Origin of the sequence: Parabacteroides sp. D25, assembly GCF_000307475.1 — a bacterium.
Lineage (GTDB): Bacteria > Bacteroidota > Bacteroidia > Bacteroidales > Tannerellaceae > Parabacteroides > Parabacteroides distasonis.
In genome coordinates this window covers 717,271-744,042 of the sequence record NZ_JH976501.1, presented here as the reverse complement: position 1 = coordinate 744,042, position 26,772 = coordinate 717,271, and the positions used below count along the sequence as shown (strand labels likewise).

Sequence of the window (26,772 nt, the reverse complement as noted above, 5' to 3'; positions counted from 1 at the left end):
ACCAATATATATTTATTATGGTACTAAACTATATTTGGATCGCTTTTTTCTTAATCGCTTTTGTAGTGGCTATCGGTAAATTGGTCATAGGTGGGGATACCGCTGTTTTTACCGAGATTATCAACGCTTCTTTCGCCTCGGCCAAGACGGGTTTCGAGATTTCGTTAGGATTAACGGGGATTTTGTCGCTTTGGCTGGGCATCATGAAGATCGGCGAGAAGGGGGGGGTGATACAAGCGTTCGCACGATTGGCGGCTCCCGTATTCAGCAAGCTTTTTCCGGATATCCCAAGAGACCATCCCGTGACCGGTTCTATCTTCATGAACCTATCGGCAAATTTACTGGGACTGGATAATGCCGCCACGCCAATGGGATTGAAAGCCATGCAACAGTTACAGGAATTAAACCCGAATAAAGAATCCGCCAGCAACTCCATGGTGATGTTCTTATGCATCAATGCCTCGGGACTGACCTTGATCCCGATCACCATCATGATGTACCGGGCGCAGTTAGGAGCGGCGAATCCATCAGACGTATTCCTGCCGATCATGCTCGCTACATTCACATCAACCTTAGTCGCTATTTTAGCGGTTTGCGTACGGCAGAAGATCAATATCCTCCAACGGAACCTAATCCTGTTTTTCGGGGGACTGGGATTATTTATCGGAGGCCTGGTATGGCTATTTAACTCGATGGAACAGGAGCAAGTTTCCTTGTATTCGACTTTATTCGCCAACACGCTTCTTTTTACCATTATCTGCGGATTTATCATCAGCGGCATGCGTAAAAAGATCAATGTATATGATGCTTTTATAGAAGGGGCGAAAGAAGGTTTCCAGACTGCTATAACGATTATTCCTTATCTGGTAGCTATCCTAGTAGGTATCGGTGTCTTCCGGGCTTCCGGAGCGATGGATTTCATCATACAAGGCGTTCGTTTCGGCATTGCTTCGATAGGGCTCAACACGGATTTCGTGGAAGCGCTACCTACCATGTTGATGAAACCGTTAAGCGGGAGCGGGGCTAGGGGCATGATGCTGGACGCCATGAACACGTATGGAGCGGACTCTTTCGTCGGTCGCCTGTCATCCATCGTTCAGGGCTCTTGCGATACGACATTCTATGTAGTTGCTCTTTACTACGGTAGCGTAGGTATCCGTAATACCCGCTATACGGTGCAATGCGCCTTGTTAGCGGATCTGGCCGGGGCGATAGCGGCGATAGCGATGGCTTACCTGTTCTTTTAACATTCTATACAATCAATAGATTTGAAATGAATCTATTTAAAATCGAATGATTACATTTGTAACGAAATTTCAATACGATAAATAGACCTTATGGCAATAGCATATTACGCCGAGGATATCCAGCTCCCGGCAATCAAGAAAAAAGCGGTCAGCGGATGGATCAAGGCGGTGGCCGAGACCTACGGGAAGAAGACAGGCGATATCAGTTACATCTTCTGCTCGGACGAGAAGATCTTGGAGGTAAACCGCCAATATCTCCAACACGATTATTACACGGATATCATCACCTTTGATTATACGGAAGGAAATAAGATCTCGGGTGACCTGTTCATCAGCCTCGATACGGTCAGGACAAACGCCGAGACATTCCACACGGATTATAACGAGGAACTCCACCGTACCATCATCCACGGCATCCTGCACCTTTGCGGTATCAACGACAAAGGCCCCGGCGAGCGGGAGATCATGGAGGAGAACGAGAACAGAGCGTTAGCGATCTTGCCGGAGGAATGTCGGTAAAGAGATGTTAACCAGAAACAAATTTATACTACAAATCTTATCTGAAGAAAATTATGGAGAAAATCACAGTCCAAAATACAAGTGTCATGATCATATCTATAAATAAGAATGACTATATCTCACTTACCGACATCGCAAAGTACAAAAGCGATGATCCGACAGCAGTAATTGGCAATTGGATGCGTAATCGTAATACCATTGAATATTTAGGTATATGGGAAAGTTTATATAATCCTAATTTTAAACCCCTCGAATTCGAGGGGTTTAAAAAGGAAGCAGGGTTAAATGCTTTTACCCTTTCTCCACAAAAATGGATAAATACAACAGCGGCAATTGGTATTATCTCCAAATCCGGAAGATATGGAGGCACCTTTGCTCATAAGGATATAGCTTTCAAATTCGCAAGTTGGATCTCTGTTGAATTTGAATTATATATCGTTAAAGAGTTTCAACGCCTAAAAGAAGAGGAACAGAAACAAATCGGCTGGACTGCCAAACGAGAACTCTCCAAAATAAACTATCACATCCATACCGACGCTATCAAGCATAATCTCATCCCCATAGAGTTAACCCCGCAACAGGTAAGCTTTATATACGCAAACGAAGCCGATATTCTTAATGTCGCTCTATTCGGCACAACCGCTAAACAATGGCGGGAAGCCAATCCCGAATTAAAAGGTAACATTCGTGACTATGCGACTATTAATGAACTTATCTGTTTATCGAATATGGAAAGCCTGAATGCTGTATTTATTGATGAAGGACTTACCCAGCGTGAACGACTAATAAAGCTTAATCAAATAGCGATCCAGCAAATGAAGATATTAGAGGCGGTTGAGAGCAGACTATTGTTGAAATAAATAAAAATAATACAGACAACATGAAAACAGAAGACATACCTTACGATTACACGTATTGCTACGCCACGGACGAGCAATGCCCGAAAGCAGTCCATTGCCTGTGTAGCCATGCCGCAAGGCTGAACGAGGAACAAGCGATCTCTCTTAATTCACGATTTACTGGAGATCAGAAACGCCATCCTAGATTGAATTGAATAACCCCATTATGATCTTTTCCCCTAAAATGATTGCTTCCACCGAATGAGTATTCCGGCTCCTTAAAGAAATGAGTACATCCTAAATTATAATTGGCGGAGATAACTAATCCCATGTCAAAGGTATAGCCAAGCCCCATTGAAACGGAGAAATCACAATTTCGGATCTCTTCTTTTTTATCACCGGAAAAATCGTACTCGCTCTGGTGCACCGGAGTAGGACCCGAGACGAAAATATAATTCGAAGCTTTCGCCCTTATATTAAAGCCAACTTGTGGGCCCGCGAAAAGATGGAATCCCCGATACAAATAAAATTTAGCGTAAATAGGAATATTTAAATAATCCGCCTTTAGCCGGGCTGTCTCGCCTTTAGCGTTTTCTTTTTGATAACCTTGCATAGAATAATAAACACCCGGTTCTAAAGCAAACAGTTTGCTAAAACGTATTTCCTCCGCCACACCAATATTTAACCCCGGACGCATGTCCGCAAAACTTTCGGGATAAGTATTTGCCAAATTCAAGCCAATCCTAGGAATAAAATGGAACTCTTGAGCATCAGCTTGCGACAAAGAGAAAACAAACAAGATAAACAGTAATACAACTTTTTTCATAACTCCTACATTTAAAACATATCTATATTTATAGATGATTTAAGATACATAAAAGTTGCACTCCCTATCTCATTAGTTCACATTAGGGGAGGCACTTCTTCCTCTACCATGATGGTAGCAGTCGTGACAGCTCAAGCACCAAATATTACTCGGTTAATAACGGCTCTTGTTTTCCGGAATCATATACGACAAACATAGAACCGTCTTTCTCGATCATGACACCACGGCCTCGTTCCTTCTCCTTGTTTTCTTGATTATCAACATTCACGGCAATCACTTTATAATGATAGAAAGTCGTGATATCATCGAAAATGGTATGACCTACAAAGATGCGGTTCACATTATATTTCTCTAATATTTTCCGCAAATCATCCCGGTCTAGCGGATGATACTTATCTGCGCTACGTACCATACCCCGATACCAGATCGGTCCATACGTAGCGAACATAAAAGAAAGATCGGAGCCTTTATCTGCATTACGTTCTTTTTTCGTTAAGAAGAGACCATCGCTCACGATCTCATTCACGGTAGGGATATCGTAATTCCGGTCTAAAAACTCCTTGCTCAACCCAGCATGGACAAACAGGTTATCTCCGACCACTTGTATAGAGTTACGAGTTTTCAACCAATGTCCCAACTCGCTTTTCTGCCAAAGCTCCGGATAGGTCATTCCTAAAGTATCCGCCAATTGAGTATATTTCTTCTTCGTATATCGCAAATCATTTCCCAGAACCATGGTCTCATGATTTCCGATTAAGAAAGTCACTTTTCCACCGGCATCTTCCGCTTCTTTCTCCAATTTGTAGATCAACCAATAGATAGGGAGTACATCCACGCCCCGGTCAAAGACGTCACCGATTATCACCAATTGGTTAGTCCCAAAAATCCAATTATAGTCCGCATCGATCACTTTTCCCGCCTTTAACAGGGAGGCGAAACAAGACCAGTTCGCATGTGGATCTGAAAGAACAAACGTCTTCTCAGGTTGCACATCTTTCCATTCCGGACGAGAGACGGAGTGTATGGTTACCGGAAACAATCTCTCCCCGTTATCGGAAAACACCTCGAATGAAAAGGTGGTAGGTATACTTTTATAATGCTTATCCAATAACCGGCTTTTCCCATCTACAGATATCGCACGCATACTACCATCATCCGCTTTCAATAGATAGGGACCATCGATCGATAACTTCTCGATCGCTTGACGAGGTTTCTTATCTTTCCCACAAACCGGACTGAAGCAAGAGGTCAGTAAAACAAGGAAAACAAGGATACGGCATTGAATAGAATTCATAGCAGCTTAAATCTTTAGTTCGTTAAACCTGAAAACAATGTATGTATTTATTATACAAATATAAACGAATTCTTTCACGAACACTCACTATCTTCGCGTAAAATAAAAGGGAATAAAAATGACTTTCAATTACGACGTAATAGTAGTAGGCGCAGGACATGCCGGCTGTGAAGCCGCCGCCGCCGCGGCGAATCTAGGATCAAAGACGCTTTTGATCACGATGGACATGAACAAGATCGCCCAGATGAGTTGTAACCCGGCAGTCGGGGGAATCGCCAAAGGACAGATCGTACGAGAGATCGACGCGCTAGGCGGATATATGGGAATCGTGACCGACCAGACCGCTATCCAATTCCGTATGTTAAACCGTAGCAAAGGACCGGCCATGTGGAGCCCGCGTGCCCAAAGCGACCGTGCCCGTTTTATCGATTGCTGGCGGGGCATGCTGGAGAATATGCCGAATCTATCCATCTGGCAGGACATGGTTCAAGAACTGATTATCGAGCATGGACAAGTCTGCGGCGTTCGTACGGGAATGAATGTCGTATTCCGTGCCGGAGCGGTGGTGCTTACGAACGGGACCTTCCTAAACGGCCTGCTTCATATCGGAAGAACCCAGATACGGGGCGGACGTATCGCCGAGCCTGCGGCGACCGGACTTACCGAGCAACTCATCTCTTTAGGTATCCAAACAGATCGTATGAAAACCGGAACACCGGTCCGTATCGATGGCCGGAGCGTTCACTTCGATGAAATGGAGGAACAACCGGGGGAGAACGATTTCCATAAGTTCTCCTACATGGATACCAGTCATCGTAAATTAAAACAATTGAGTTGCTGGACTACCTTTACGAACGAGGCTTGCCACGATATATTACGGGAAGGTCTCCCCGACTCTCCTCTTTATAATGGACAGATCAAAAGTATCGGTCCCCGTTATTGTCCTAGTATCGAAACGAAAATCGTGACGTTCGCCGACAAGACGCAGCATCAACTATTCCTAGAGCCGGAAGGCGAGACCACGCAGGAATACTACCTAAATGGCTTCTCCTCTTCCCTACCCTTGGATATCCAGCTTCGTGCGCTCCAAGCGATCCCCGCTTTCCGTGACGTGCAAATCTATCGTCCCGGATATGCGATTGAATACGATTTCTTCGACCCGACTCAGCTAAGACACAATTTGGAGACCAAACAAATCCGAAATCTTTTCTTCGCCGGACAGATCAACGGGACTACCGGATACGAGGAAGCCGGCGGACAAGGTTTGGTAGCGGGTATCAACGCCCACATCAATTGCCACGGCGGACAACCTTTTATCCTCGGAAGGGATGAGGCTTATATCGGTGTCCTTATCGATGATTTGGTAACAAAAGGCGTAGACGAGCCTTACCGTATGTTTACCTCTCGTGCGGAGTACCGCATCTTACTGCGCCAAGACGACGCAGATATGCGACTCACCGAGAAATCCTACCAAATGGGATTGGCCAAACAAGACCGCTACGATTTACTGCGAGAGAAAAAAGAGAGCCGTGACGCTATCATCCGTTTCGCGGAGACCTACTCCGTAAAGCCTCAATATATAAATAGCGGTTTGGAAAAACTGGGCACAGCCCCCCTATCCCATGGTTGCAAATTATTCGATGTCGTACTCCGTCCGCAGACTACATTGGAAAACCTCGCAGATCTAGTTCCGGCCCTTCGTGCGGAGCTGGACAAAGTCCCGGCCTCCCGTAAGGAAGAGATCATCGAGGCCGCTGAGATATTGATTAAGTATAGCGGCTACATCAAGCGAGAACAAATCATAGCGGATAAGATAAACCGTTTAGAGAATATCCGGATCAAGGGTAAATTCGATTACAACTCGATCCAGTCTTTATCTACGGAAGCCCGCCAGAAATTGACCCGGATAGATCCCGACACGATCGCTCAAGCGAGCCGCATCCCGGGTATTTCCCCTAGCGACATCAACATCCTTTTGGTACTACTCGGAAGATAAAACACGAAATGTTCCACGTGAAACATATTAAAGGAGATATTCAAATGAATGAAGCTAAAACACTGGTTATACGAGGAAATCTGGTAGATATAATCAACAGGCGCACCTTCGGGGCAGAGATTTCAATCCTAAACGGGCATATCGGAAAGGTAACCCCTACCGGACAAGATGAGGGATATTACCTCCTCCCCGGCTTTATTGACGCACATGTCCATATAGAGAGTAGCATGGTAACCCCTACGGCATTCATTCACGCAGCCGTACGCCATGGCAGTATCGGTGCCGTGGCGGACCCTCATGAGATAGCGAATGTAATGGGTACCGAAGGAGTCGAATATATGCTCGACAATGCGAAAGGGATTCCTTTCTACACATGGTTCGGTGTCCCATCTTGCGTACCGGCTACGATTATGGAAACCTCCGGTGCGATCATAGACGCAGACAAAACCGCTCGTTTGTTGGAACGAGAGGATCTACACTTCTTGGCAGAGATGATGAATTACCCCGGAGTCTTAAATAAAGATCCGGAAGTTATGCGCAAAATAGAAGCCGCGAAACAAGCGGGTAAACCCATAGACGGACATTATCCCCTAGCGACAGGTCCCAAGCTAAAGGCATATATCGAGTCTGGTATTTCCACCGATCATGAAACCATCTATCTAGAAAAAGGCCGTGAGAAATGTGAGCTTGGGATGCATGTTCTTATTCGGGAAGGAAGCGCGGCGAAAAACTTTGACGCACTTCATCCGCTATTGAAAGAGTATCCCGAACAAATCATGTTCTGTACGGATGACGCACATCCTTCGTTTTTAAACAAAGGACACATAAATAGGATGGTAAAAAAATCGCTGGATTTAGGATATGATCTATATGATGTATTACGGGCCGCTTCCTATAATCCGGCCATGCACTATAAAATCCCCGCAGGTTTCTTACGAGAGGGAGACACCGCCGATTTTATCCAAGTAAACAATTTAAAGGATCTAACCATACAGGCAACCTATATACAAGGAACCTGTGTATACGATGGAGAGAAATGCACGCTTCCACTCCAAAAGCCTATACATCGTAATAATTTCCACACGAAACCGATCACATTAGAAAAGCTAGCGGTAAAAGCGAAAGGGGAACAGATGCGTGTCATTGTTTGCGAAGACAGCGAATTAATCACGAAAGAAGAACTATATCCTGTACATACATTCGATGGATTTGTAGAATCAGATACAGAACGAGACATTTTAAAACTCGTTATTCTAAATCGCTATCAAACGGCTCCTCCCGCTATTACCTTTATAAAAGGAACAGGGCTCAAGCTCGGTGCCATCGCTCAAAGTATCTCCCACGATAGCCATAACATCATCGCTATAGGCGTAACCGATTTCGAGCTTATGCAAGCGATCAATGTGGTCATAAAAGCGAAAGGAGGAATCGCCGTGAGCTGCATGGACGAAGTCACTCTCCTGTCCTTGCCGGTAGCGGGATTGATGAGCGACGAATCATTGGAAGAGACGAGCCGCCGTTACGAAGAGATCGAGGAAAAGATCAAGCGATTAAAATCCCCGATGGATTCATTACAAATGACGCTTTCTTTTATGGGATTGCTGGCGATCCCATCCTTAAAACTTAGCAACAAAGGTTTGTTCAATAGCGAGACATTCCAATTTACTTCCCTATTCGTATGATAGCCGATAAAGACGAACATATCAAGACGATCCTATCGGTCATTCCGGAAAAGCCGGGATGCTACCAGTATTTCGATGAAAACGGAACGATTATATACGTCGGCAAGGCGAAGAACCTAAAACGACGGGTATCCTCTTATTTCAACAAGGTACATGACAGCAATAAGACCCGTGTGTTAGTCAAGCAAATCCGGGATATCAAATATATAGTCGTCGATACGGAAGAAGACGCGTTACTACTGGAAAACAACCTCATCAAACAGTATCGTCCCCGCTATAACGTATTATTGAAGGACGACAAAACCTACCCTTCCATCGTGGTAAAGAACGAGTACTTTCCCCGGGTTTTCCAAACCCGGAACATCGTTCGGGACGGATCACAATATTACGGTCCTTATCCCTCTTTGTTCACGGCGAAAGTGATGCTACAAATGCTAAAGGAACTTTACCCTTTACGCACTTGTAAATATCCCCTCACTCCCGAATCCATCGCACAAGGACGCTATAAGGTTTGTCTGGAATACCATATCAAGCGTTGTAAAGGGCCTTGTGAAGGCTTGCAATCATTGGAAGAATACCAGCAAAATATTTCCGAGATCAAAGAGATTCTGCGAGGCAACATCTCGCAAATCAGCAAACACCTCTATGAGGAGATGCAATCGCTCGCTGCCGAGCTCAAGTTTGAGGAAGCGCAAAAGATCAAGGAAAAATACGAAGTCATCGAGAACTACCGTTCTAAATCTACGGTCGTAACCCCGATGCTACATAATATAGATGTATTCACGATCATAGAGAATGACCATTCCGCTTATGTGAACTTTATGCATATCGGAAACGGGGCGATCGTACAAGCCTATACATTCGAGTATAAAAAACGACTGGACGAAAGCAAGGAGGAATTGTTAAGCCTAGGCATTATCGAGATGCGGAATCGTTTTAAAAGCACCGCCCGGGAGATTATCGTACCCTTCAAGCTGGACATGCAGCTAGAGAATGTCACTTTCACCATTCCCCAAAGAGGGGATAAAAAGAAACTGCTCGATTTATCCGAGATGAACGTCAAGCAGTTTAAGGTTGACCGCTTGAAGCAAGCGGAAAAGTTGAATCCGGAACAACGGAATACCCGTATCTTGAAAGAGATCCAAGAGGCCTTGCATCTGGAGAAATTGCCTGCTCATATCGAATGTTTCGATAATTCAAACATACAGGGAAGCGATGCGGTAGCGGCTTGCGTGGTATTCAAGATGGGAAAACCGTCCAAGCAGGAGTATCGTAAATACAATATAAAGACCGTAGTCGGTCCGGATGATTACGCCTCTATGAAAGAAGTTGTCCGTAGGCGTTACGGGCGGGCAATCGAGGAGCGATCTCCCCTACCCGACTTGATTATAACAGACGGTGGAAAGGGGCAAATGGAAGTGGTTCGCTCAGTAGTAGAAGATGAATTAGGCTTGTCCATTCCAATCGCCGGACTAGCGAAAGATGGTAAGCACCGGACCTCGGAGTTATTATTCGGGTTCCCACCCGTAACCGTTGGCATGCGTTTGGACAGTCCGCTATTCCATCTGCTTACCCGGATACAAGACGAGGTACACCGTTTCGCCATCACTTTCCACAAGGATAAACGAAGTAAGACCCAGACAAAATCCGAATTAGACACCATTAAGGGTATCGGTGAAAAGACAAAAGTATTACTTTTACGTCACTTTAAAAGCGTAAAACGAATCAAGGAAGCAAGCTTCGAGGAACTGAAATCCGTGATTGGCGAGGCGAAAGCCAAGGCACTACAAGAGGGACTGGATGGAAAGCGAACAGAAAGCGAACAAAAATAGAACAAAAGCGAACAAGATGAGAACAGTTACACAACGTGTGCAGCACGCTTCCGTCACGATAGACGGACAGCTTAAGTCCAAAATTGGAAAGGGGCTATTGGTATTAGTCGGTATCGAGGACAAGGATACGCAAGAAGACATTGAATGGTTGGCAAAAAAGATCACCAACCTACGCATATTTGACGATGAAAACGGGGTCATGAACCGCTCGGTTATCGAAGCGGGAGGCGAGATCATGGTTGTCAGCCAATTTACCTTACACGCCTCTACGAAAAAAGGGAACCGCCCCTCCTACTTAAAAGCGTCTAAACCGGATATCGCCATTCCGATGTATAAAGCTTTTTGCGAAGAGGTAGGGCTTCAACTCGGAAAACCTGTACAAACCGGAACATTCGGAGCTGATATGAAAATTGAACTTTTAAACGACGGGCCGGTTACTATTATTATCGACTCTCAAAATAAAGAATAAGTATGGCAGATATAACCTTACAACAAGCCCAGCAAATGGTAGACTCTTGGATCAAGACCTATGGGGTCCGTTATTTCAATGAGCTTACCAATATGACCATCCTCACCGAGGAAGTGGGCGAGCTAGCCCGGATCATGGCACGTACCTACGGTGAGCAGTCTTTCAAGGAAAGTGACAAACACCGGGATTTAGGCGATGAAATGGCGGATGTGTTATGGGTATTGCTCTGTCTGGCCAACCAGACCGGAGTAGACCTTACCGCCGCTTTCGAGAAGAATCTCCAAAAGAAAACAGACCGAGATAAAGAACGACATATAAACAATCAAAAACTATAAGCATATGGCACATCATCACGATTGCGAATGTGGACATGATCATCATCATGAACATGAACACGAATCAAATTCCGTACAGATAGACCGTTATCATGAAGCTTTCAATAAGTTTGAGCCGGCCCTGCCGGATACCCAGGCCACTGAGACTGTAAACGCTCTTTTAGAGAAACATTTCCAAGAAAACTTTACACCGGAAGTATTGAAAACGATTCATGGTTGCATCGACTTGACCTCATTAACCAGTCTGGATACCAAAGAAAGTATCTGGAAGATGGTAGACACGGTAAATGATTTCGAGGGAACTCGTCCGGATGTCCCGAACGTAGCCGCTATTTGCGTCTATCCCCTATTCGTGGAAACGGTTAAGCAGGCACTTACTGCACAAGAGGTTAAGATCGCGTCGGTTGCCGGAGGTTTTCCTTCCTCACAGACATTTACGGAAGTCAAGATCGCCGAAACGGCCATGGCCGTCATGCAAGGAGCCGATGAAATCGACGTTGTCATGAACCTAGGCTATTTCATGGAAGACAATTTCGAGGAACTGACGGAAGAATTACAAGAGATCAAAGAGAGCTGTCGCCACGCCCATTTAAAGGTAATCCTAGAGACCGGAGCTTTAGTCACAGCGGAGAACATCCAAAAAGCATCCATCCTAGCCATGTATTCCGGTGCGGACTTCATCAAGACCTCCACGGGTAAAGGATACCCGGGAGCCACTTTCGAGGCCGCCTATACCATGTGCAAGGCCATCAAAACCTACCATTCCATCACCGGAAACAAGGTTGGCATCAAGATCTCCGGAGGCGTACGCACGGCGGAAGACGCAGTTCGATATTATACGATCGTAAAGGAGATACTAGGCGATGAATGGCTTAACAAAGATTTGTTCCGTATAGGAGCGAGCAGTCTGGTCGGTGATATAGAAAAACGACTCGGGAAATAGTCCATTCTAATAAACCGGGCGCAGATGACTTAGAATCCTGTGTCCGGTAAGCACTCTCAAAGTCAGTTAACTTACCTTGACATCGAAGTTAACTGACTTCGTCAAGCAAGTTAACTTCATTGGCTATTGAAGCATACTTACTTTTTTACTAACAAGAGCCATCTCTCTACAACTAATAGATAAAGGAATTTCTATTTGGAGCGAGTCATGATATAATCGGCCAGCTGGATCAAGGATGTCCGTGCCCCGGATTCTGGTAATCTCAAAAGAACATCGACCGCCTTATCATGATATTCCTTCATGCGGGCCTCGGCATATTCGATTCCACCATTCGCCTTGGCGAACTCGATCAAGGAATCGACATTCTCCGCCGCGAAATCTTTCCGTAAAATCATATCCAAATAACGGGCGGCCTCCTCTTCCCTACCCTGCCGCAAGGCATATAATAATGGAAGCGTAACCTTACCCTCACGAATGTCATTTCCCGTCGGCTTACCGATATTCGCCTCCTTGAAATAATCAAAGATATCATCCTTGATCTGGAAGCAATACCCCAGATACTCGCCAAACTCACGGCAAAGAGCGATCACCTCCGCAGAGGCGCCCGATGAAATAGCCCCAATCTCCGTGCAAGCGGAAAGCAAGGTAGCCGTCTTCTTCTTGATAACTTGCAGATAACAATTCTCGTCTAAAATACTCTCCTCGGCGGTCTCCAATTGCTTGATCTCACCTTCGGACAAGTCTCTGCCTAAATTAGAGATAATCCCGACAATCCGCAAATCGCCGGTTTGTATGGAACGGATCAAAGCGGTAGAAAGCACATAATCACCTACCAACACGGAAATACGGTTATCGAAGATAGCGTTCAATGAGGGAACGCCACGACGTTGCTTCGTCTCATCGATCACGTCATCGTGAATCAACGTGGCGGTATGCAAAAGCTCCAGCAAAACAGCGGAATTGATCGTGTTATCCGTAACCTGTCCACAGACCTTGGCGGTAAGGAGCACCAATAACGGACGCACATGCTTCCCGGTAGAATTCAGTATAACGTCGATAGCCGATTGTAACCGGGTCGTCTCGCTGCGTAGAGATGCCTCGAAATCCTTATTGAAACGTTCAAATTCAGCGGAAACCGGTTCTTCTATTTTCCTTCTTTCATCCATAATTCCATGCAAAGATTCGCAAAAGTAACAAAAACTATCGAGTAAGCGAGTTTTTTCGTACATTTACCCAGATTTTGTCCCACTAAAACGTGTTAAAAGTAATGAAGTTATTCCTTATAGATGCGTATGCGTTAATTTATCGCTCCTATTACGCCTTCATCAAGAATCCGCGTATCAACTCCAAGGGTGTGAATACCTCCGCCATTTTCGGTTTTATTAACAGTCTGGAGGATGTATTAAAACGTGAGAACCCGACTCATATAGCGGTGGCCTTTGACCCGAAGGGACCGACCTTCCGCCATGAGGCCTTCGAGCAATACAAGGCACAACGGGAAGAGACGCCGGAAGTGATCCGTCAATCCGTCCCTATCATTAAAGAAATCATAGAGGCTTACAATATTCCGATTCTGGAAGTACCCCGCTACGAGGCGGACGATGTGATCGGCACCGTATCCAAACAGGCGGAGAAGGAAGGCTTCGAGGTGTACATGATGACGCCGGATAAAGATTACGGCCAATTGGTGTCCGAACATATATTTATGTATCGTCCGAAATTCGGAGGCGATTACGAGATCATGGGCGTGCCCGAGGTCTTAAACAAGTACGGCCTCACGAGTACGGAGCAAGTGATCGACTTGCTGGGACTGATGGGCGACGCTTCCGATAATATCCCCGGCTGTCCGGGTGTCGGCGAGAAGACCGCTCAAAAACTACTGACCGAATTCGGAAGTATCGAGAACCTGTTAGCGAACACTGATAAGTTGAAAGGCGCACAAAAGAAGAAGGTGGAGGAGAACGCCGAGCAAATCCGTTTCTCCAAATTCTTGGCGACGATCAAGACGGATGTCCCTATCGAGTTCGATGCCGCCCGTTGCGTTCGTGAAAAGCCAAACGAAGAGCGCCTGACTGAGATTTACACAGAATTGGAATTTAGAACATTTATTAACAAGCTAAGTTCTGAGCCGGTCAAAGCCGCTCCGAAAGGTCCCGTTCAAGGCGATTTGTTCGCGATTTTTACGCCCGAGAGTACGGAAGAGCCCAAAAAATCGATTCTCACGGACTTAAAGTCCACCCCCCATAACTATTATTTAACTGATACAGAGGAAAAACAAGCCGATTTAGCCCGCTTTTTATTGGGTCAAGAATTTTTCGCTTTTGACACGGAAACCGATGGCATCGATCCCTTGAAAGCCGGATTGGTCGGAATGTCGTTCGCCGTGAAAGAAAACGAGGCTTGGTATGTCCCTGTTCCCGCCAACTCAGTAGAGGCGGCGAAAGTAGTGGAACGCTTCTCCCCTGCCCTGCAAAATCCGAAATCATTAAAGATCGGGCAAAACATCAAATTCGATATTTTGGTACTTCGTAAATACAACGTAAAGGTAGCCGGTCCTCTGTTCGATACGATGATCGCCCATTACCTGCTGAATCCGGAATTACGGCACGGAATGGATTACCTAGCGGAGACCTACCTCAAGTACCAGACCGTCCACATCGAGGAACTGATCGGCCCAAAAGGAAAGAACCAGTTATCGATGCGAAACGTACCCGTGGAGCAAATCGCCGAATACGCCGCCGAGGACGCAGACGTCACGCTCAAGCTAAAGAATTATTTCGCGCCCGAGTTGAAGAAAGAAGGACTGGAATCCCTCTTCACCACGATCGAGATGCCATTAATATATGTATTAGTGGAAATGGAGGCTACCGGCGTCACGCTGGATACAGTAGCGCTTAAGCAATCTTCGGGCGAACTTACCGCCTCCATGAACAAACTGGAGCAAGAGGTTTACGAGCTGGCCGGCACGGAATTCAACATCAACTCCACGAAACAGGTCGGCGAAATCCTTTTCGACCGCTTGAAGCTGGACGAGAAAGCGAAGAAGACCAAAACAGGCGGTTACAGTACCAGCGAGGATGTATTGGAGAAACTTCGCAACAAGCATCCCATCATCGGCAAGCTTCTTGAATACCGCGGACTTAAAAAGTTATTAAGTACCTATATCGACGCTCTACCCGAGTTGATCAATCCGCAGACCGGAAAGATACATACCTCTTTCAACCAAGCGGTAACATCTACCGGACGCCTCAGCTCTACCAATCCGAACCTGCAAAACATTCCGGTACGGGACGATCTGGGCCGTGAGATCCGTAAGGCATTTATCCCGGACAATACGGATTGCCTCTTCTTCTCGGCCGACTACTCCCAGATCGAGCTTCGTATCATGGCCCACCTGAGCGGTGACCCGCATATGATCGAGGCTTTCCAAAGCGGAGCGGATATCCACGCCGCCACAGCCGCCAAGATCTACGGAATCCCGGTAGAAGAAGTAACCAGCGATATGCGCCGGAAGGCGAAAACCGCCAACTTCGGTATCATTTACGGCATCTCCGTCTTCGGGCTCGCCGAGCGTCTGGGCATCCCTCGTTCTGAGTCCAAGGAACTGATAGACGGTTATTTCAGCACCTACCCCCGCATCAAGGAATACATGGAGGAGAGCATCAAGGTAGCCAAGGAAAAAGGATACGTAGAGACCATTTTCAAGCGCAAGCGTTTCCTTCCGGATATCAACTCACACAACGCCGTCGTACGCGGTTATGCCGAGCGAAACGCGATCAATGCCCCTATCCAAGGGAGCGCCGCCGATATCATCAAACTAGCGATGGTACGCATTTACGAACGCTTTGAGGAAGAGGGATTGAAAAGCAAGATGATCCTCCAAGTACACGATGAGTTAAACTTCAATGTCTACAAAGAGGAAGCCGAGGAGGTAAAGAAAATCGTGCTGGAGGAAATGGAAAACGTCATGAAACTACAAGTCCCCTTGATCGCCGATTGCGGCGAGGGAGAGAACTGGTTGGAGGCGCATTAAAATAATGCCGGAATTCCCCTTAAAAAAACATGTACGTGTTTTCCTGAAAACACGTACGACTTTTTCTTGAAAGACGTACATGTTTTTTTAAGACCCTAACAGCCCATCACGAAACGCAAAACTTTCCCCTAAAAACATTCCGAAAAGCAAATAATAATGTATACTATACACTATATTTGCGCTCGAAAAGATTGTTGAGCATTTTAGGTTATGAAAAAAAGTTTGATCGCTTTAGCTTTCGGTACCCTTGGGCTGGGGATTGCCGAGTTCGTAATGATGGGTATCCTACCCGACATCGCGAAAGATTTACACATCAGCATTGCTACAGCCGGGCATCTGATCTCAGCTTATGCACTAGGGGTTTGCGTAGGCGCTCCCATGTTGATTATCGCCCGTAGATATCCATTAAAACACATTTTGCTTGTTTTAGTAGGGATTATGATGATCGGTAATTTATGCGCCGCATTAGCGTCTAATTACTGGGTATTGATGATAGCCCGCTTCATCTCTGGATTGCCTCACGGAGCTTACTTCGGTGTTGGCTCCATCGTAGCCGAAAAGCTTGCTGATAAAGGAAGAGGCTCCGAGGCTGTCTCTATCATGATAGCGGGGATGACGATCGCCAACCTATTCGGTGTCCCGTTGGGGACGGCCCTCAGCACCATGCTCTCGTGGCGTCTGACTTTCTTACTGGTTGGTTGCTGGGGCATAGCCATCTTATATTACATCTGGAGATGGGTACCTATGGTAGAGAACCTTCCGGATACTGGCTTTAAAGGACAATTTCGTTTTCTTAAGACTCAAGCGCCATGGTTAATCCTAGGGGCGACAATGCTAGGTAACGGAGGTGTATTTTGCTGGTATAGCTATATCAGCCCGCTATTGACACAAGTATCCGGCTTCTCGGCCGAAAGCCTTACTGTTCTAATGGTATTGGCAGGTTTCGGTATGGTAGCGGGCAACTTGATCAGTGGCCGCCTATCCGATAAATATATGCCCGGACGGGTAGCGGCCATAGCGCAAGGCATGATTTGCGTAGCCCTACTGCTCGTCTTCTTCTTGGCACAAATATCTTGGTTAAATGTCTTGCTGATGTGTCTGTGTACGGCGGGATTATTCGCCGTCTCAAGCCCTCAACAAGTATTATTGATCCGTTACTCCAAAGGTGGAGAGATGCTGGGAGCCGCCAGCGTACAAGTTGCGTTCAATTTAGGAAATGCTATCGGAGCTTATTGTGGTGGGTTACCATTGGAGGTCGGCCTTGGTTATAAATATCCGGCCTTGATAGGTTCCGGATTCGCTTTTATCGGATTCTTGTTATTGACTTTCTTTTACCGGAAATATGAGAGAACAACCTAAGTAAAAAATAACATTAATAAAGAAGCCTATGAACAAACTCGTTAAAACATTATTAAACAAACAATCGATGAGGCAACCGGTTAAGCATGAAGAGAAAGCCTAAGAAAATAACCGTATCAGCCTAAAATTGATTATCTTTGCGAACTCAAAACAAGTCGCTTGGAGCGACTATATAACAGATTGATAATAAAAAATACGATAATAATATGGCATTACAATGTGGCATTGTGGGACTTCCGAACGTAGGAAAGTCTACCCTTTTCAATTGCCTATCCAACGCGAAGGCACAATCAGCGAACTTTCCGTTCTGTACGATCGAACCGAATGTAGGCGTGATCACCGTACCCGACGAGCGACTGAATAAACTAGCGGAAATCGAACATCCGCAGCGAGTGATCCCCACCACCGTAGAGATCGTGGATATCGCCGGATTGGTGAAAGGAGCGAGTAAAGGCGAGGGATTAGGCAATAAGTTCTTGGCTAATATCCGTGAGACAGACGCTATCTTGCACGTATTGCGTTGCTTCGACGACGATAATATCGTGCACGTGGACGGACGTGTAGACCCGGTCCGTGATAAGGAGATCATTGACTATGAGCTTCAGATCAAGGATTTGGAAACGATAGACAGCCGTATCGCCAAGGTGCAAAAACAAGCGCAAACCGGAGGTGATAAGCAAGCCAAGATCGCTTACGAGGTACTTTGTAAATACAAAGAGGCTTTAGAACAAGGAAAAAGCGCACGTACCGTTTCTTTTGATACGAAAGACGAGGAACGCATTGCCCACGATTTATTCTTGCTGACGGATAAACCTGTCATGTATGTTTGTAACGTGGATGAGGCTAGCGCCGTAAACGGCAATAAATATGTAGATGCCGTACGCGAGGCGGTTAAAGACGAGGATGCCCAGATTCTAGTAGTCGCCGCTAAGATCGAGAGCGAGATCGCTGAGTTCGATACCTATGAGGAACGCCAGATGTTCTTACAAGAGATCGGATTGGAAGAGTCTGGCGTAAGCCGTTTGATTAAATCGGCTTACAAATTATTGAATCTGCAAACCTTCTTGACCGCCGGATCGGACGAATGTCGTGCGTGGACGTTCCATAAAGGCTGGAAAGCTCCTCAATGCGCCGGTGTTATCCATACGGACTTCGAAAAAGGATTTATCCGTGCCGAGGTGATCAAGTACGAGGATTATATCGCTTATGGCTCCGAGGCTGCTGTTAAAGAGGCCGGAAAGATGAGCGTTGAAGGTAAGGAATATGTTGTGCAAGATGGAGATATCATGCATTTCCGTTTCAATGTATAAGGAGTAATCGAAATAAATTATATCTTTGAAACCGGGTAAAATAGCGTAAAGCTAATTTTACCCGGTTTTCTTATATCCTTTAAATCTATATGTATATGAAACGTTTTCTCAATTCTGTACTTTGTATGTGTATCGCTGTTTTTTGTACGCATGCCCAAAAAAAGAATGTGACTAGTGTGCTGGAAGTGATGGACATTACGACCGGGCAACGTTCCGTTGTCAAGGAATTCCCTTTTTTGATCGAGGCACCTAACTGGACTCCGGATGGTAATTGGCTTGTATATAATAGTGGAGGAAAATTATATAAGCTCTCTCCGGAATCTCCGGGAGAGCCGCAATTAATCAATAGCGACTACGCGACCCGTTGCAACAACGACCATGTGATCTCCGCGGATGGGAAGCAAATAGCGATCAGTAACGGAACGAAAGAAGATGGCCGGTCGCGTATCTATACCCTGCCTTTCGAAGGAGGTGTTCCCCGATTGATTACCCCACTCGGTCCTAGCTACCTACACGGGTGGAGCCCCGACGGAAAACAACTCGCTTATTGCGCCGAGAGAAACGGTAATTTTGATGTTTACGTCATTCCTGCCCTAGGCGGAGAAGAAAAACGTCTTACGACAGCCGAAGGTTTGGACGATGGCCCCGAATACTCACCTTGCGGACAATATATCTGGTTCAACTCCGTACGTACCGGGCTTATGCAAGTCTGGCGCATGAAGGCGGATGGTTCCGAACAAACCCAGATGACATTCGATGAGACCCGAAATTCTTGGTTTCCCCACATCTCTCCGGATGGAAAACAAATCGTTTTCATCACCTATACAAAAGGTGATCTGGAACCCGGACAACACCTCGCCAATAAAAACGTAGAGTTACGCCTTATGCCAGCCGAGGGCGGAGAACCTAAGACTTTAGTCAAACTATTCGGCGGGCAAGGTACGATAAACGTAAACTCTTGGGCACCCGATAGCAAGCGATTCGCTTTCGTCAGTTACCGGTTAAATTGACTCGTTCCCGTCTCTCCTGTATTCGGAAGGAATAACCCCTGTCTGCTTAATAAACGCACGACGGAACGTACTGATAGAATGGAAGCCCGAACGTTCGGCTATCTCTTGTATACTGGCCAGAGGTTCGGCTTCCAATAAACGTTTGCTTTCCTCTACCCTGAAATGGTTTACGTAATCCGAGAAGGAACAACCTAATTCTTTATTAAACAATTGGGATAGATAAGAGCGGCTCATCGGGAAGATCCGCTGTAAATCCGTTAAGCGTAAATCTTCCCGTAGATAGGGCTTTTCACGTTCAAACCACGCCTGTACTTCCTCAACATACCTTTGGCGTATGATGCCTTTCTGTTCCTCACTACCTTGATCATCATCCGTATCCTCCTCCAAATCGGGTAATCCCCATCCGCTCTCGAATGTGTGATCCAAATGGATAACCTTTAGGAACAAGGCCTTATAAAAGAAATAGTACCATAAAACCAATAAAAACGTTTTGTCGATTACATATAGGCTAACCCGATCCGTAAACAACAATACCAAATAAAAAATATACATAGAAGAAAGGATCAGCATGGTCTTTTTCAACCAGTCCAGATCATAATCTTCCGGGTCCGATACATTTTCCCTTAAATACACCTTAAATCCCTCACTATAGCGCAAGATCAGATAAATAGGAACGATCATATACAGAAGCGTGAAAAATAAAATCAAAAGCCTTATAACCACATCCAGATTCAAGGTATCGAATACCTCGCCAAAAGAGTTATAACGATGAATATTTCCACCGGATAGCCGGTAAATCAAAAAAGAAATACCCAATACCCATATCGGACTGGTAAAAATAAAGAAACGGCGAACGGTCATATAGCAAGGTCGTAACACTTCTATCACGTAACAAGCTAATGTAGCTACCACAATACATCCCATAATCAGCACATCCGGATGAAATATCTCTTTTGAATCCTCTAAATACAGGTTAACCGATACTCGTACCGCCGCTAAAAACGCCCATAATAACATACTCCACCCCAAAATCTGTTTTGCCCTATTCTCACGGGCCCGTAGTAGCAGGGTAATACCACCAAAAACACAAAAGCCTAATATCTGTAAGCTTAGTAGAAACTGAATTTTATCCAACATAATAACACTACCTCCTATCTATTAAACAATACGCCCCCCCGAATGTTCTTTTTGACCCCTCAGTTAACAATATGAACGCCTTAGACAATTTGAACGATCTAATTTTATACGATTTCACCGACGTTTTAGACCGTATGCACCTCCCTTTCCCCTTAACCACCCGATATTTGCATCCAGAAGTTTCACACAAAAATAAGTAAAATAATGAGAAATTTAGTACTCTTTACCAGTATGATTTTAAGCTTTTGGGGTTGCTCCAACGACAAAGACTTCGGAGGTCTTGAGAATATCGGCTGGAATGAAAAACCACTCCAAATAACGACTCGTATCCTAACTACAAAATCCACCAATTTTATACAAGAATTTAAAGAAGGCTCTATGCTCGGACTACAAATCACGTCCGGTACAGTCGACGATTTATACAATGGCATATCCACTTATAAAAACGTAAGCGTAAAAGCTTATAGAGTGAATGGAAAAATCCGGTGGCAACAGAGTCCGGAAGTGATCCTTGACTCTAATGAAGCTACGATATACGCATATTATCCATATCAAGAAGATATAAATTTTAACGCCCGGCAGATACCTGTTAAACTGGCCCCGAACGCATTGGAGACCGATGATTATATGTATGGAACCCATGCGATCGGACAAAAAGCGGTCAACAGTACCTCGCCACTTGTATTACTCAGCATGAATCATGCCCTATCGCTTATATCTTTCCAGCTGAACCTAAGCAAAGGCAAGACAGGTGCCTTTATTATAAGTTCCGTTCAAGTAGGAAATAAGCCCGGTGGAACAACTTTAGTCAGCGAAGGAACCCTCGATATCACGACGGGCGATATCATCGGTTCTACCGCCCGTAGCACGTCCGCATCCACGGTATTATCCTTGACGAATCCGGTTACCCTCATCAACGAGAAATATTGTGATCCTATGCGGCTCATGGTAATTCCACCTTCCGGCACGATCGGAACCGGAGACGTGGAGACCTTATTCACGATCAACGGAGAAACCTACAAATTTGACATACCCGCTAACACCCAATGGGAAAAAGGGAAAAAATATTTATATAAGCTAAGCTTTAACGGAAGGTCGTTACAATTGCGAGACGTCTCTATCACAGACTGGTTACCGGGTAACGACGAAGGATTGATTGGCAATATCATGTAAGTTTTTTATGTTGTGGTTATTAAGGTGTAATGCCGTGGCAAGCTTTGATCCGTTTGCCACCGGCAACTACACTGAAAATAACAATTGGCTCTATCATTCCGGCGAATTAGACCATCGGGGTCACTACCCGTACGATGTGTTTTTCATTCAGCCGACTCTATATATTCTCTCAATAAGAGAAACAACGGGTCTCGTCCAAATACCCTTTTACATTCAAGGGTTATCATTCCCTCTCAACTTATCGCCAAAAACACTCTTCTATTTGACTATTACAAGGACGAGACCCGTTTAATAATAACTTTATATCTCTTGGATATATTGATTATTATAGTATACAATAAAGCAGATTACTTTGCGTATTAAGAGGATAAAACAATCGTTACTATATAATATATAAAAATATCATTTTATAACAGGAATAATAATTAATAGTAATAGAATAATAAACTATATTGGCTCAAATGTTTATTGTTTGAAAGGTTCCATTAAAACATTAGACAAAATGAACAAATTATTATTAATTACGATCTTGTTAATCATCTTTACCGGATGTCATGAAAATCAGCAGTGGATGTCCAAAGAGAAATCAACCGCACGAAAGTCAGTTCTTGAAATGACCACCCGGTCCTATACGGCAGGTTCTTCAGTATTCACCGAAATTCTGCCCGAAGGGTCCGAAATAGGATTATTTATAACCTATGGTAATCAAGACAGTTTATATAAAGGCGCATCTCTTTATAAAAACGTAAAATCAAAGGCTGTAGGCTCATCAAAAGGTTCTTTAAAATGGAAACAAACACCGCAGGTATTCCTTAGATCTAATCGACCAGTCATGATCTACGCTTACTCACCTTATAAAGTACAAATACCGTTAGATCCTACCTCCATACCGATCAAAATATCCCCAATCGCGGCGGAACCCCCCTCTTATGAATATGGGAGGCTCTCGCAAGGCCAAAAAGAGGTCAACCGTAAATCTCCGCTCGCGAAACTCTCCATGAATTATGCATTATCACTTCTCTCATTCGAAATATATCAAGATTCGGACATCAACGGGCTATTCAAGCTAACCTCCATACAGATCGGTAACCGTGCGGGAGGTAATACCTTGCAATATACCGGGACAATGGATATCGTAACCGGAAATATCAAAGGAACTCCCGGGGCATATAAAGCCACTTTACTTACAATAGATCCATCCGTAACTTTACGACACGCGAAAGCGGAGGAGCAAAATATCCGTATAGTCCCTACCTACTCTCCTATCCGGGAAAAAGAAGTTGAGGCGATCTTTACTATCAATGGAAGAACTTACAAATACATCATTCCGGAAGGCACCTGCTGGAATAAAGGATATAAATATTCCTATAAGTTATATTTCGATGGTAAAGATATCAGGTTACACGATTCCGTCGCCTATATATGGACACCTAAACTGAAGAAAAAATAATCAGTATATAAAATAAGAGTACTAATCTATGGAACTTTTCATTCTTACCGTAAAGCCTATCGAGAATAAATACGCCCGGACTCTAATCTTTTTTGCCTATTTTTGTAACAAACAAATCCCTTATCCCGTCTTCTTTGTGAAAGCCCCCACTCTAAGGCGCACGGACGAAGGGCGATCCAAAAACATAGTATTAACGAAAAAGTCAATTACAATGAAAAGATTACTAGTGTTACTGGCCATCCTCCTTATCAGCCAAGTAGGATACGGGCAGCAGAAGATGGATCAATTATTCAATGCTTTCCGGGGTGAAAGCGATGTTACTTCCGTAAATATCGGAAACATAACGATGAAGCTAGCCAGCCTGTTCACCGAGACAATGGGAGTAAACGGTATAGAGATCCTTGAATTTGATAATTGTGCCCAAGAGGTGAAAGACCGACTGTCTACCGCCATACGGAACCTGAGAGATCCTGATTATGAGACGATGGTCACGGCAAATGAAAGGGACAGTCGCACGAAAGTTCTTGTCAAAATAAAAGAGGATATGATCCGTGAACTGGTCATATTCACGACAGGAAGCGACAATGCGTTAATCCGTATCAAAGGAAAGATCAGCCCGTCCGATCTAGACCGGGTAATCAATGAGCACAAAACTGGAAATTATTAAGGGCGATACTGATGGACGTTGATGTTTTTAAACAACGGTTCCTACCCTTTCATCCTAAACTCTATCGGATCGCTTATGCCTTATTAGACAATAAAGCGGATGCGGAAGACATATTTCAAGATGCCTATTGCAAATTATGGAATAAAAGGGATGAGCTGGGAGATATCCAGAATCCGGAAGCATTTTCCATAACATTGGTCAAAAATCTTTGTCTGGATTTCCTGCGCTCGCCCAAAGCAAGCCGAAGAGACAACGAAGAGGCATTGGAGACCGTTCTATTAACGACCGACTCCTCGCCGGAAAAGGAATTGGAAGAAAAAGAGGATATCCGGCGTATACAAGAACTGATAGAACAGCTCCCCGAGAACCAGAGGCAGGTAATCCGCCTGCGTGGTATTGAGGATTGTTCCTATGAGGACATTGAACAGATTACAGGGCTTAGCTCCTCTAATATAAGAACATTACTTTCCCGGGCACGCAAATTGATCCGGGAGAAACTAGAAAAAGCAAGTTGTCATGGATGATAAAAAGATAGATGAACTAATAAACAAGGCACTCCAAGAGGATTTAGCCTTACCGGAGGGACTTTCCGAAAGGCTGGAACGACAAATCGACTTCCTAGCCCAAGAAGAGATATCTCCCCGAGTCTCACGAAGACGTTCCTTCTATTGGATAAGCGGAATCGCCTCCGCTATTCTTGGCGCCCTATTCCTCATCTTCACGGAGACAAATCGTCCGGCTCCCGTTATGGCCGATACCTTTACCGATCCTGAAGAGGCAGCTGTCGTAGCCCAAAATGCCTTGGCGTTCATGTCTAGGAATTTAAACAAAGGTCTCGGGCAGGTCAATGAAGCCAGTCAAGAGATCACAAAAATAAACAAGATCGTAAATAAACATTTAAATGATTAATACAATGAGACTCAAACAACTATATACAATACTGCTTCTCTGCTGCGTGAATATCTGTTTTGCCCAGAACAAGCTTTTCGACAAATATGCGGATATGGATGATGTTACTTCCGTATATATCTCCAAAAAGATGTTTCAGATGATGCCGGTCATGGAAACCGCCGGACTCAACCTTGCCAACCTGAAAGGGAAAATAGAATCCCTGCAAATACTCACCACCCAAAAAGCGGATTTAAGGGAACGAATGCGAGGTGAGTTCAAAGCCTTGATCGGAAAGGATCATGAAGAACTCATGCGAGTAAAAGATGGAAAGACCAAAGCCAATTTCTACGTCAAGCAACAAGGAGAACTGATACAGGAGTTGATCATGATAGCCGACATGGACGACGGGAGCTTCAGCGTCATGCAATTGTTAGGGCGTTTTACGCTCCAAGATGTGCAAGAAATTACCAGTGAGATCAACAAATAATAGGATAATTTCGTGAAAACCATCGGCTTTTTATAGTATCTTCACCACCATAAGTTAAACAAAAATCATACGCATATGAAAAGATTCATTTTTACAGGGATAATCATCCTGTTTGTAATGGCTGGATGTGGAGGCGACCATTCATCGACCGATGGTCTTATAACCGTGGATGTAAACGATAGTTATTCAACCAAAAAAGAGTTGGTCCTTCAAGACTTCATGGATGTGGAGTATATTCCGCTGGAAACAAACGATGAGTTTATCAATCGGGCATGCGTGCAGGCGGTTGGCGAGAAATACATAATCGTGACAAACTTTTACGATGATGGCAATATTTTCGTATATGGCCGGAACGGAAAAGCTATTCGCAAAATAAATCGCAAGGGACAAGGTGGAGAAGAATACGTGTCTATGAGATCGGTTTCGTTAGATGAAGAAAACGAAGAGATTTTCGTAAATGATTTTCATGCGAAAAAGATAAGGGTCTATGATTTGGAAGGAAATTTCAAACGAAGTCTGAATCAAAGAAGCGAGAAAAGTTCGTTTTACGTGGAAATGCTTGATTATGACAAGGACAACTTGATTTGCTATGATAAGTTTAATTTTGAGGTACCGTTCTTGCTTGTGTCGAAGCAAGATGGAAGTATAACGAAAGAAATCACGGTTCCATATAAAGAGAAGCAATTATTCCATATCGTTGAAAGACTTTATGATAAAGGAGAAACAAGAGCAGCTGGACCAGGTCCGTATAACAGTATAATTCCTTTTAAGGGTAATTGGATTCTATTTGAGGCCTCTTCAGATACGGTATACACCTTAATGCCTGATTACAGTTTGCGCCCGCTTATCGCACGAACACCCCCTATCCACACCATGGATCCGGGCGTTTTCGTCGTCTTAAGATTGATTTCCGATCGTTATTATTTCATGGAAAGCGTAACGAATATATATGATTTTAACACCGGAGAAGGTTTCCCGAGAAAGTACTTCGCATACGATACGCAAGAAAAGAAATTTTTCAACTATATCACATACAACGATGATTATTCTTATAAGAAAGAAATCTATATGGTGACATTTCCTCCCATCAATTCAAAAGGCGAATTGTGCTCTACCATCAATGCTTCCGAACTTTGCCAGGACTATAAAAGGGGAAAGCTGAAAGGCAAACTAAAAGAGGTGGCCGCGACATTGGAAGAGGATGACAACCGGGTGGTAGTGTTGGTGAGACCTAAAAAGTAAACGATTACCAATCATCGGTAATACGATCAAG

The 26,772-nt window shown here is 44.6% G+C and carries 25 protein-coding genes; 21 read left to right on the top strand and 4 right to left on the bottom strand.

The window, feature by feature from the left end:
• Positions 1–17: 17 nt before the first annotated feature.
• From HMPREF0999_RS06420 to HMPREF0999_RS22640, 4 genes are all read left to right on the top strand, one after another.
• The gene (locus HMPREF0999_RS06420) at positions 18–1,247 is read left to right on the top strand and encodes a nucleoside recognition domain-containing protein (protein ID WP_005863819.1); all 1,230 of its coding nucleotides are present in this window, start codon (positions 18–20) and stop codon (positions 1,245–1,247) included.
• Positions 1,248–1,337: 90 nt separating this feature from the next.
• Entirely contained in the window at positions 1,338–1,766 is a 429-nt protein-coding gene (gene ybeY, locus HMPREF0999_RS06415) for an rRNA maturation RNase YbeY (RefSeq protein WP_005860456.1), read from the top strand.
• 53 nt (positions 1,767–1,819) lie between these two features.
• Positions 1,820–2,626, top strand: coding sequence for a KilA-N domain-containing protein (locus HMPREF0999_RS06410; protein ID WP_005860454.1), 807 nt, complete (start codon positions 1,820–1,822; stop codon positions 2,624–2,626).
• Between the two features lie 20 nt (positions 2,627–2,646).
• A complete protein-coding gene (locus tag HMPREF0999_RS22640; RefSeq protein ID WP_009275490.1) occupies positions 2,647–2,820 on the top strand; it encodes a hypothetical protein in 174 nt (57 codons plus the stop codon).
• Here the strand turns inward: HMPREF0999_RS22640 and HMPREF0999_RS06405 are convergent.
• Both HMPREF0999_RS06405 and HMPREF0999_RS06400 read right to left on the bottom strand, forming a co-directional pair.
• Complete coding sequence (locus HMPREF0999_RS06405; RefSeq protein ID WP_009275489.1) at positions 2,793–3,431, bottom strand: porin family protein; 639 nt, start codon at positions 3,429–3,431, stop codon at positions 2,793–2,795. The genes HMPREF0999_RS22640 and HMPREF0999_RS06405 overlap by 28 nt on opposite strands.
• A gap of 145 nt (positions 3,432–3,576) precedes the next feature.
• The gene (locus tag HMPREF0999_RS06400) at positions 3,577–4,725 is read right to left on the bottom strand and encodes a metallophosphoesterase (protein ID WP_009275488.1); all 1,149 of its coding nucleotides are present in this window, start codon (positions 4,723–4,725) and stop codon (positions 3,577–3,579) included.
• Positions 4,726–4,843: 118 nt separating this feature from the next.
• Here HMPREF0999_RS06400 and mnmG point away from each other — a divergent pair, with 118 nt between their 5' ends.
• Genes mnmG through deoC form a run of 6 tightly spaced genes read left to right on the top strand, consistent with a single transcriptional unit; the run spans position 4,844 to position 11,982 of the window.
• Entirely contained in the window at positions 4,844–6,721 is a 1,878-nt protein-coding gene (gene mnmG, locus HMPREF0999_RS06395; RefSeq protein WP_009275487.1) for a tRNA uridine-5-carboxymethylaminomethyl(34) synthesis enzyme MnmG, read from the top strand.
• 44 nt (positions 6,722–6,765) lie between these two features.
• Complete coding sequence (ade, locus tag HMPREF0999_RS06390) at positions 6,766–8,403, top strand: adenine deaminase (protein ID WP_009275486.1); 1,638 nt, start codon at positions 6,766–6,768, stop codon at positions 8,401–8,403.
• On the top strand, positions 8,400–10,235 hold the full coding sequence (gene uvrC, locus HMPREF0999_RS06385) for an excinuclease ABC subunit UvrC (protein WP_005860442.1): 1,836 nt from the start codon (positions 8,400–8,402) through the stop codon (positions 10,233–10,235). Before ade ends, uvrC begins: the two co-directional genes overlap by 4 nt.
• 16 nt (positions 10,236–10,251) lie before the next feature.
• Positions 10,252–10,704: a D-aminoacyl-tRNA deacylase gene (gene dtd, locus HMPREF0999_RS06380; protein WP_005860440.1), complete on the top strand. Its 453-nt coding sequence runs from the start codon at positions 10,252–10,254 to the stop codon at positions 10,702–10,704.
• A 2-nt stretch (positions 10,705–10,706) separates the two neighbouring features.
• Positions 10,707–11,039, top strand: a complete 333-nt coding sequence (locus HMPREF0999_RS06375) for a nucleotide pyrophosphohydrolase (protein ID WP_005860438.1) — start codon at positions 10,707–10,709, stop codon at positions 11,037–11,039.
• A 4-nt stretch (positions 11,040–11,043) separates the two neighbouring features.
• A complete protein-coding gene (gene deoC / locus HMPREF0999_RS06370) occupies positions 11,044–11,982 on the top strand; it encodes a deoxyribose-phosphate aldolase (RefSeq protein ID WP_009275485.1) in 939 nt (312 codons plus the stop codon).
• Positions 11,983–12,173: 191 nt separating this feature from the next.
• Here deoC and HMPREF0999_RS06365 read toward each other — a convergent pair whose 3' ends face one another.
• Entirely contained in the window at positions 12,174–13,148 is a 975-nt protein-coding gene (locus HMPREF0999_RS06365) for a polyprenyl synthetase family protein (RefSeq protein ID WP_008773223.1), read from the bottom strand.
• 101 nt (positions 13,149–13,249) lie between these two features.
• On the opposite strand from HMPREF0999_RS06365, the gene polA reads away from it, so the two are divergent.
• The 4 genes from polA to HMPREF0999_RS06345 all read left to right on the top strand — a co-directional run bounded on the left by polA (position 13,250) and on the right by HMPREF0999_RS06345 (position 19,694).
• A complete protein-coding gene (gene polA / locus HMPREF0999_RS06360; RefSeq protein WP_009275484.1) occupies positions 13,250–16,015 on the top strand; it encodes a DNA polymerase I in 2,766 nt (921 codons plus the stop codon).
• A gap of 210 nt (positions 16,016–16,225) precedes the next feature.
• Positions 16,226–17,374 carry an MFS transporter AraJ gene (araJ, locus tag HMPREF0999_RS06355; RefSeq protein ID WP_005860430.1) on the top strand — a complete coding sequence of 383 codons (1,149 nt, stop codon included), beginning with the start codon at positions 16,226–16,228 and terminating at the stop codon, positions 17,372–17,374.
• Between the two features lie 206 nt (positions 17,375–17,580).
• Entirely contained in the window at positions 17,581–18,684 is a 1,104-nt protein-coding gene (gene ychF, locus HMPREF0999_RS06350) for a redox-regulated ATPase YchF (RefSeq protein ID WP_005860429.1), read from the top strand.
• A gap of 95 nt (positions 18,685–18,779) precedes the next feature.
• Positions 18,780–19,694, top strand: coding sequence for a TolB family protein (locus HMPREF0999_RS06345; protein ID WP_005860427.1), 915 nt, complete (start codon positions 18,780–18,782; stop codon positions 19,692–19,694).
• On the opposite strand, the gene HMPREF0999_RS06340 is transcribed toward HMPREF0999_RS06345, so the two are convergent.
• Positions 19,686–20,831, bottom strand: a complete 1,146-nt coding sequence (locus HMPREF0999_RS06340; RefSeq protein ID WP_005860425.1) for a helix-turn-helix domain-containing protein — start codon at positions 20,829–20,831, stop codon at positions 19,686–19,688. The two genes, HMPREF0999_RS06345 and HMPREF0999_RS06340, sit on opposite strands and share 9 nt — an antisense overlap.
• 204 nt (positions 20,832–21,035) lie before the next feature.
• Here HMPREF0999_RS06340 and HMPREF0999_RS06335 point away from each other — a divergent pair, with 204 nt between their 5' ends.
• The 7 genes from HMPREF0999_RS06335 (at position 21,036) to HMPREF0999_RS06305 (ending at position 26,741) form a co-directional block, all read left to right on the top strand.
• A complete protein-coding gene (locus HMPREF0999_RS06335) occupies positions 21,036–22,004 on the top strand; it encodes a fimbrillin family protein (protein ID WP_005860423.1) in 969 nt (322 codons plus the stop codon).
• A gap of 502 nt (positions 22,005–22,506) precedes the next feature.
• Positions 22,507–23,454, top strand: a complete 948-nt coding sequence (locus HMPREF0999_RS06330; RefSeq protein WP_008778918.1) for a fimbrillin family protein — start codon at positions 22,507–22,509, stop codon at positions 23,452–23,454.
• A 211-nt stretch (positions 23,455–23,665) separates the two neighbouring features.
• Entirely contained in the window at positions 23,666–24,121 is a 456-nt protein-coding gene (locus HMPREF0999_RS06325; RefSeq protein WP_029257165.1) for a DUF4252 domain-containing protein, read from the top strand.
• An 11-nt stretch (positions 24,122–24,132) separates the two neighbouring features.
• Complete coding sequence (locus HMPREF0999_RS06320; protein ID WP_009275482.1) at positions 24,133–24,645, top strand: RNA polymerase sigma factor; 513 nt, start codon at positions 24,133–24,135, stop codon at positions 24,643–24,645.
• The gene (locus tag HMPREF0999_RS06315) at positions 24,638–25,030 is read left to right on the top strand and encodes a hypothetical protein (RefSeq protein WP_009275481.1); all 393 of its coding nucleotides are present in this window, start codon (positions 24,638–24,640) and stop codon (positions 25,028–25,030) included. The genes HMPREF0999_RS06320 and HMPREF0999_RS06315 overlap by 8 nt, the downstream gene beginning before the upstream one ends.
• The gene (locus HMPREF0999_RS06310) at positions 25,023–25,499 is read left to right on the top strand and encodes a DUF4252 domain-containing protein (RefSeq protein ID WP_008778921.1); all 477 of its coding nucleotides are present in this window, start codon (positions 25,023–25,025) and stop codon (positions 25,497–25,499) included. Before HMPREF0999_RS06315 ends, HMPREF0999_RS06310 begins: the two co-directional genes overlap by 8 nt.
• A 75-nt stretch (positions 25,500–25,574) precedes the next feature.
• Entirely contained in the window at positions 25,575–26,741 is a 1,167-nt protein-coding gene (locus tag HMPREF0999_RS06305) for a 6-bladed beta-propeller (protein WP_009275480.1), read from the top strand.
• Positions 26,742–26,772: the final 31 nt, after the last annotated feature.

Coding starts and splice junctions, on each gene's coding strand:
- uvrC (WP_005860442.1), top strand. CDS start 8,400: ATGATAGCCGATAAAGACGAACATATCAAGACGATCCTATCGGTCATT.
- HMPREF0999_RS06325 (WP_029257165.1), top strand. CDS start 23,666: ATGAAAAGATTACTAGTGTTACTGGCCATCCTCCTTATCAGCCAAGTA.
- HMPREF0999_RS06320 (WP_009275482.1), top strand. CDS start 24,133: ATGGACGTTGATGTTTTTAAACAACGGTTCCTACCCTTTCATCCTAAA.
- polA (WP_009275484.1), top strand. CDS start 13,250: ATGAAGTTATTCCTTATAGATGCGTATGCGTTAATTTATCGCTCCTAT.
- HMPREF0999_RS06375 (WP_005860438.1), top strand. CDS start 10,707: ATGGCAGATATAACCTTACAACAAGCCCAGCAAATGGTAGACTCTTGG.
- ychF (WP_005860429.1), top strand. CDS start 17,581: ATGGCATTACAATGTGGCATTGTGGGACTTCCGAACGTAGGAAAGTCT.
- HMPREF0999_RS06335 (WP_005860423.1), top strand. CDS start 21,036: ATGAGAAATTTAGTACTCTTTACCAGTATGATTTTAAGCTTTTGGGGT.
- HMPREF0999_RS06315 (WP_009275481.1), top strand. CDS start 24,638: ATGGATGATAAAAAGATAGATGAACTAATAAACAAGGCACTCCAAGAG.
- araJ (WP_005860430.1), top strand. CDS start 16,226: ATGAAAAAAAGTTTGATCGCTTTAGCTTTCGGTACCCTTGGGCTGGGG.
- HMPREF0999_RS06400 (WP_009275488.1), bottom strand. CDS start 4,725: ATGAATTCTATTCAATGCCGTATCCTTGTTTTCCTTGTTTTACTGACC.
- HMPREF0999_RS06410 (WP_005860454.1), top strand. CDS start 1,820: ATGGAGAAAATCACAGTCCAAAATACAAGTGTCATGATCATATCTATA.
- deoC (WP_009275485.1), top strand. CDS start 11,044: ATGGCACATCATCACGATTGCGAATGTGGACATGATCATCATCATGAA.
- dtd (WP_005860440.1), top strand. CDS start 10,252: ATGAGAACAGTTACACAACGTGTGCAGCACGCTTCCGTCACGATAGAC.
- HMPREF0999_RS06420 (WP_005863819.1), top strand. CDS start 18: ATGGTACTAAACTATATTTGGATCGCTTTTTTCTTAATCGCTTTTGTA.
- HMPREF0999_RS06345 (WP_005860427.1), top strand. CDS start 18,780: ATGAAACGTTTTCTCAATTCTGTACTTTGTATGTGTATCGCTGTTTTT.
- HMPREF0999_RS06330 (WP_008778918.1), top strand. CDS start 22,507: ATGAACAAATTATTATTAATTACGATCTTGTTAATCATCTTTACCGGA.
- ybeY (WP_005860456.1), top strand. CDS start 1,338: ATGGCAATAGCATATTACGCCGAGGATATCCAGCTCCCGGCAATCAAG.
- ade (WP_009275486.1), top strand. CDS start 6,766: ATGAATGAAGCTAAAACACTGGTTATACGAGGAAATCTGGTAGATATA.
- HMPREF0999_RS06405 (WP_009275489.1), bottom strand. CDS start 3,431: ATGAAAAAAGTTGTATTACTGTTTATCTTGTTTGTTTTCTCTTTGTCG.
- HMPREF0999_RS22640 (WP_009275490.1), top strand. CDS start 2,647: ATGAAAACAGAAGACATACCTTACGATTACACGTATTGCTACGCCACG.
- mnmG (WP_009275487.1), top strand. CDS start 4,844: ATGACTTTCAATTACGACGTAATAGTAGTAGGCGCAGGACATGCCGGC.
- HMPREF0999_RS06340 (WP_005860425.1), bottom strand. CDS start 20,831: ATGTTGGATAAAATTCAGTTTCTACTAAGCTTACAGATATTAGGCTTT.
- HMPREF0999_RS06310 (WP_008778921.1), top strand. CDS start 25,023: ATGATTAATACAATGAGACTCAAACAACTATATACAATACTGCTTCTC.
- HMPREF0999_RS06305 (WP_009275480.1), top strand. CDS start 25,575: ATGAAAAGATTCATTTTTACAGGGATAATCATCCTGTTTGTAATGGCT.
- HMPREF0999_RS06365 (WP_008773223.1), bottom strand. CDS start 13,148: ATGGATGAAAGAAGGAAAATAGAAGAACCGGTTTCCGCTGAATTTGAA.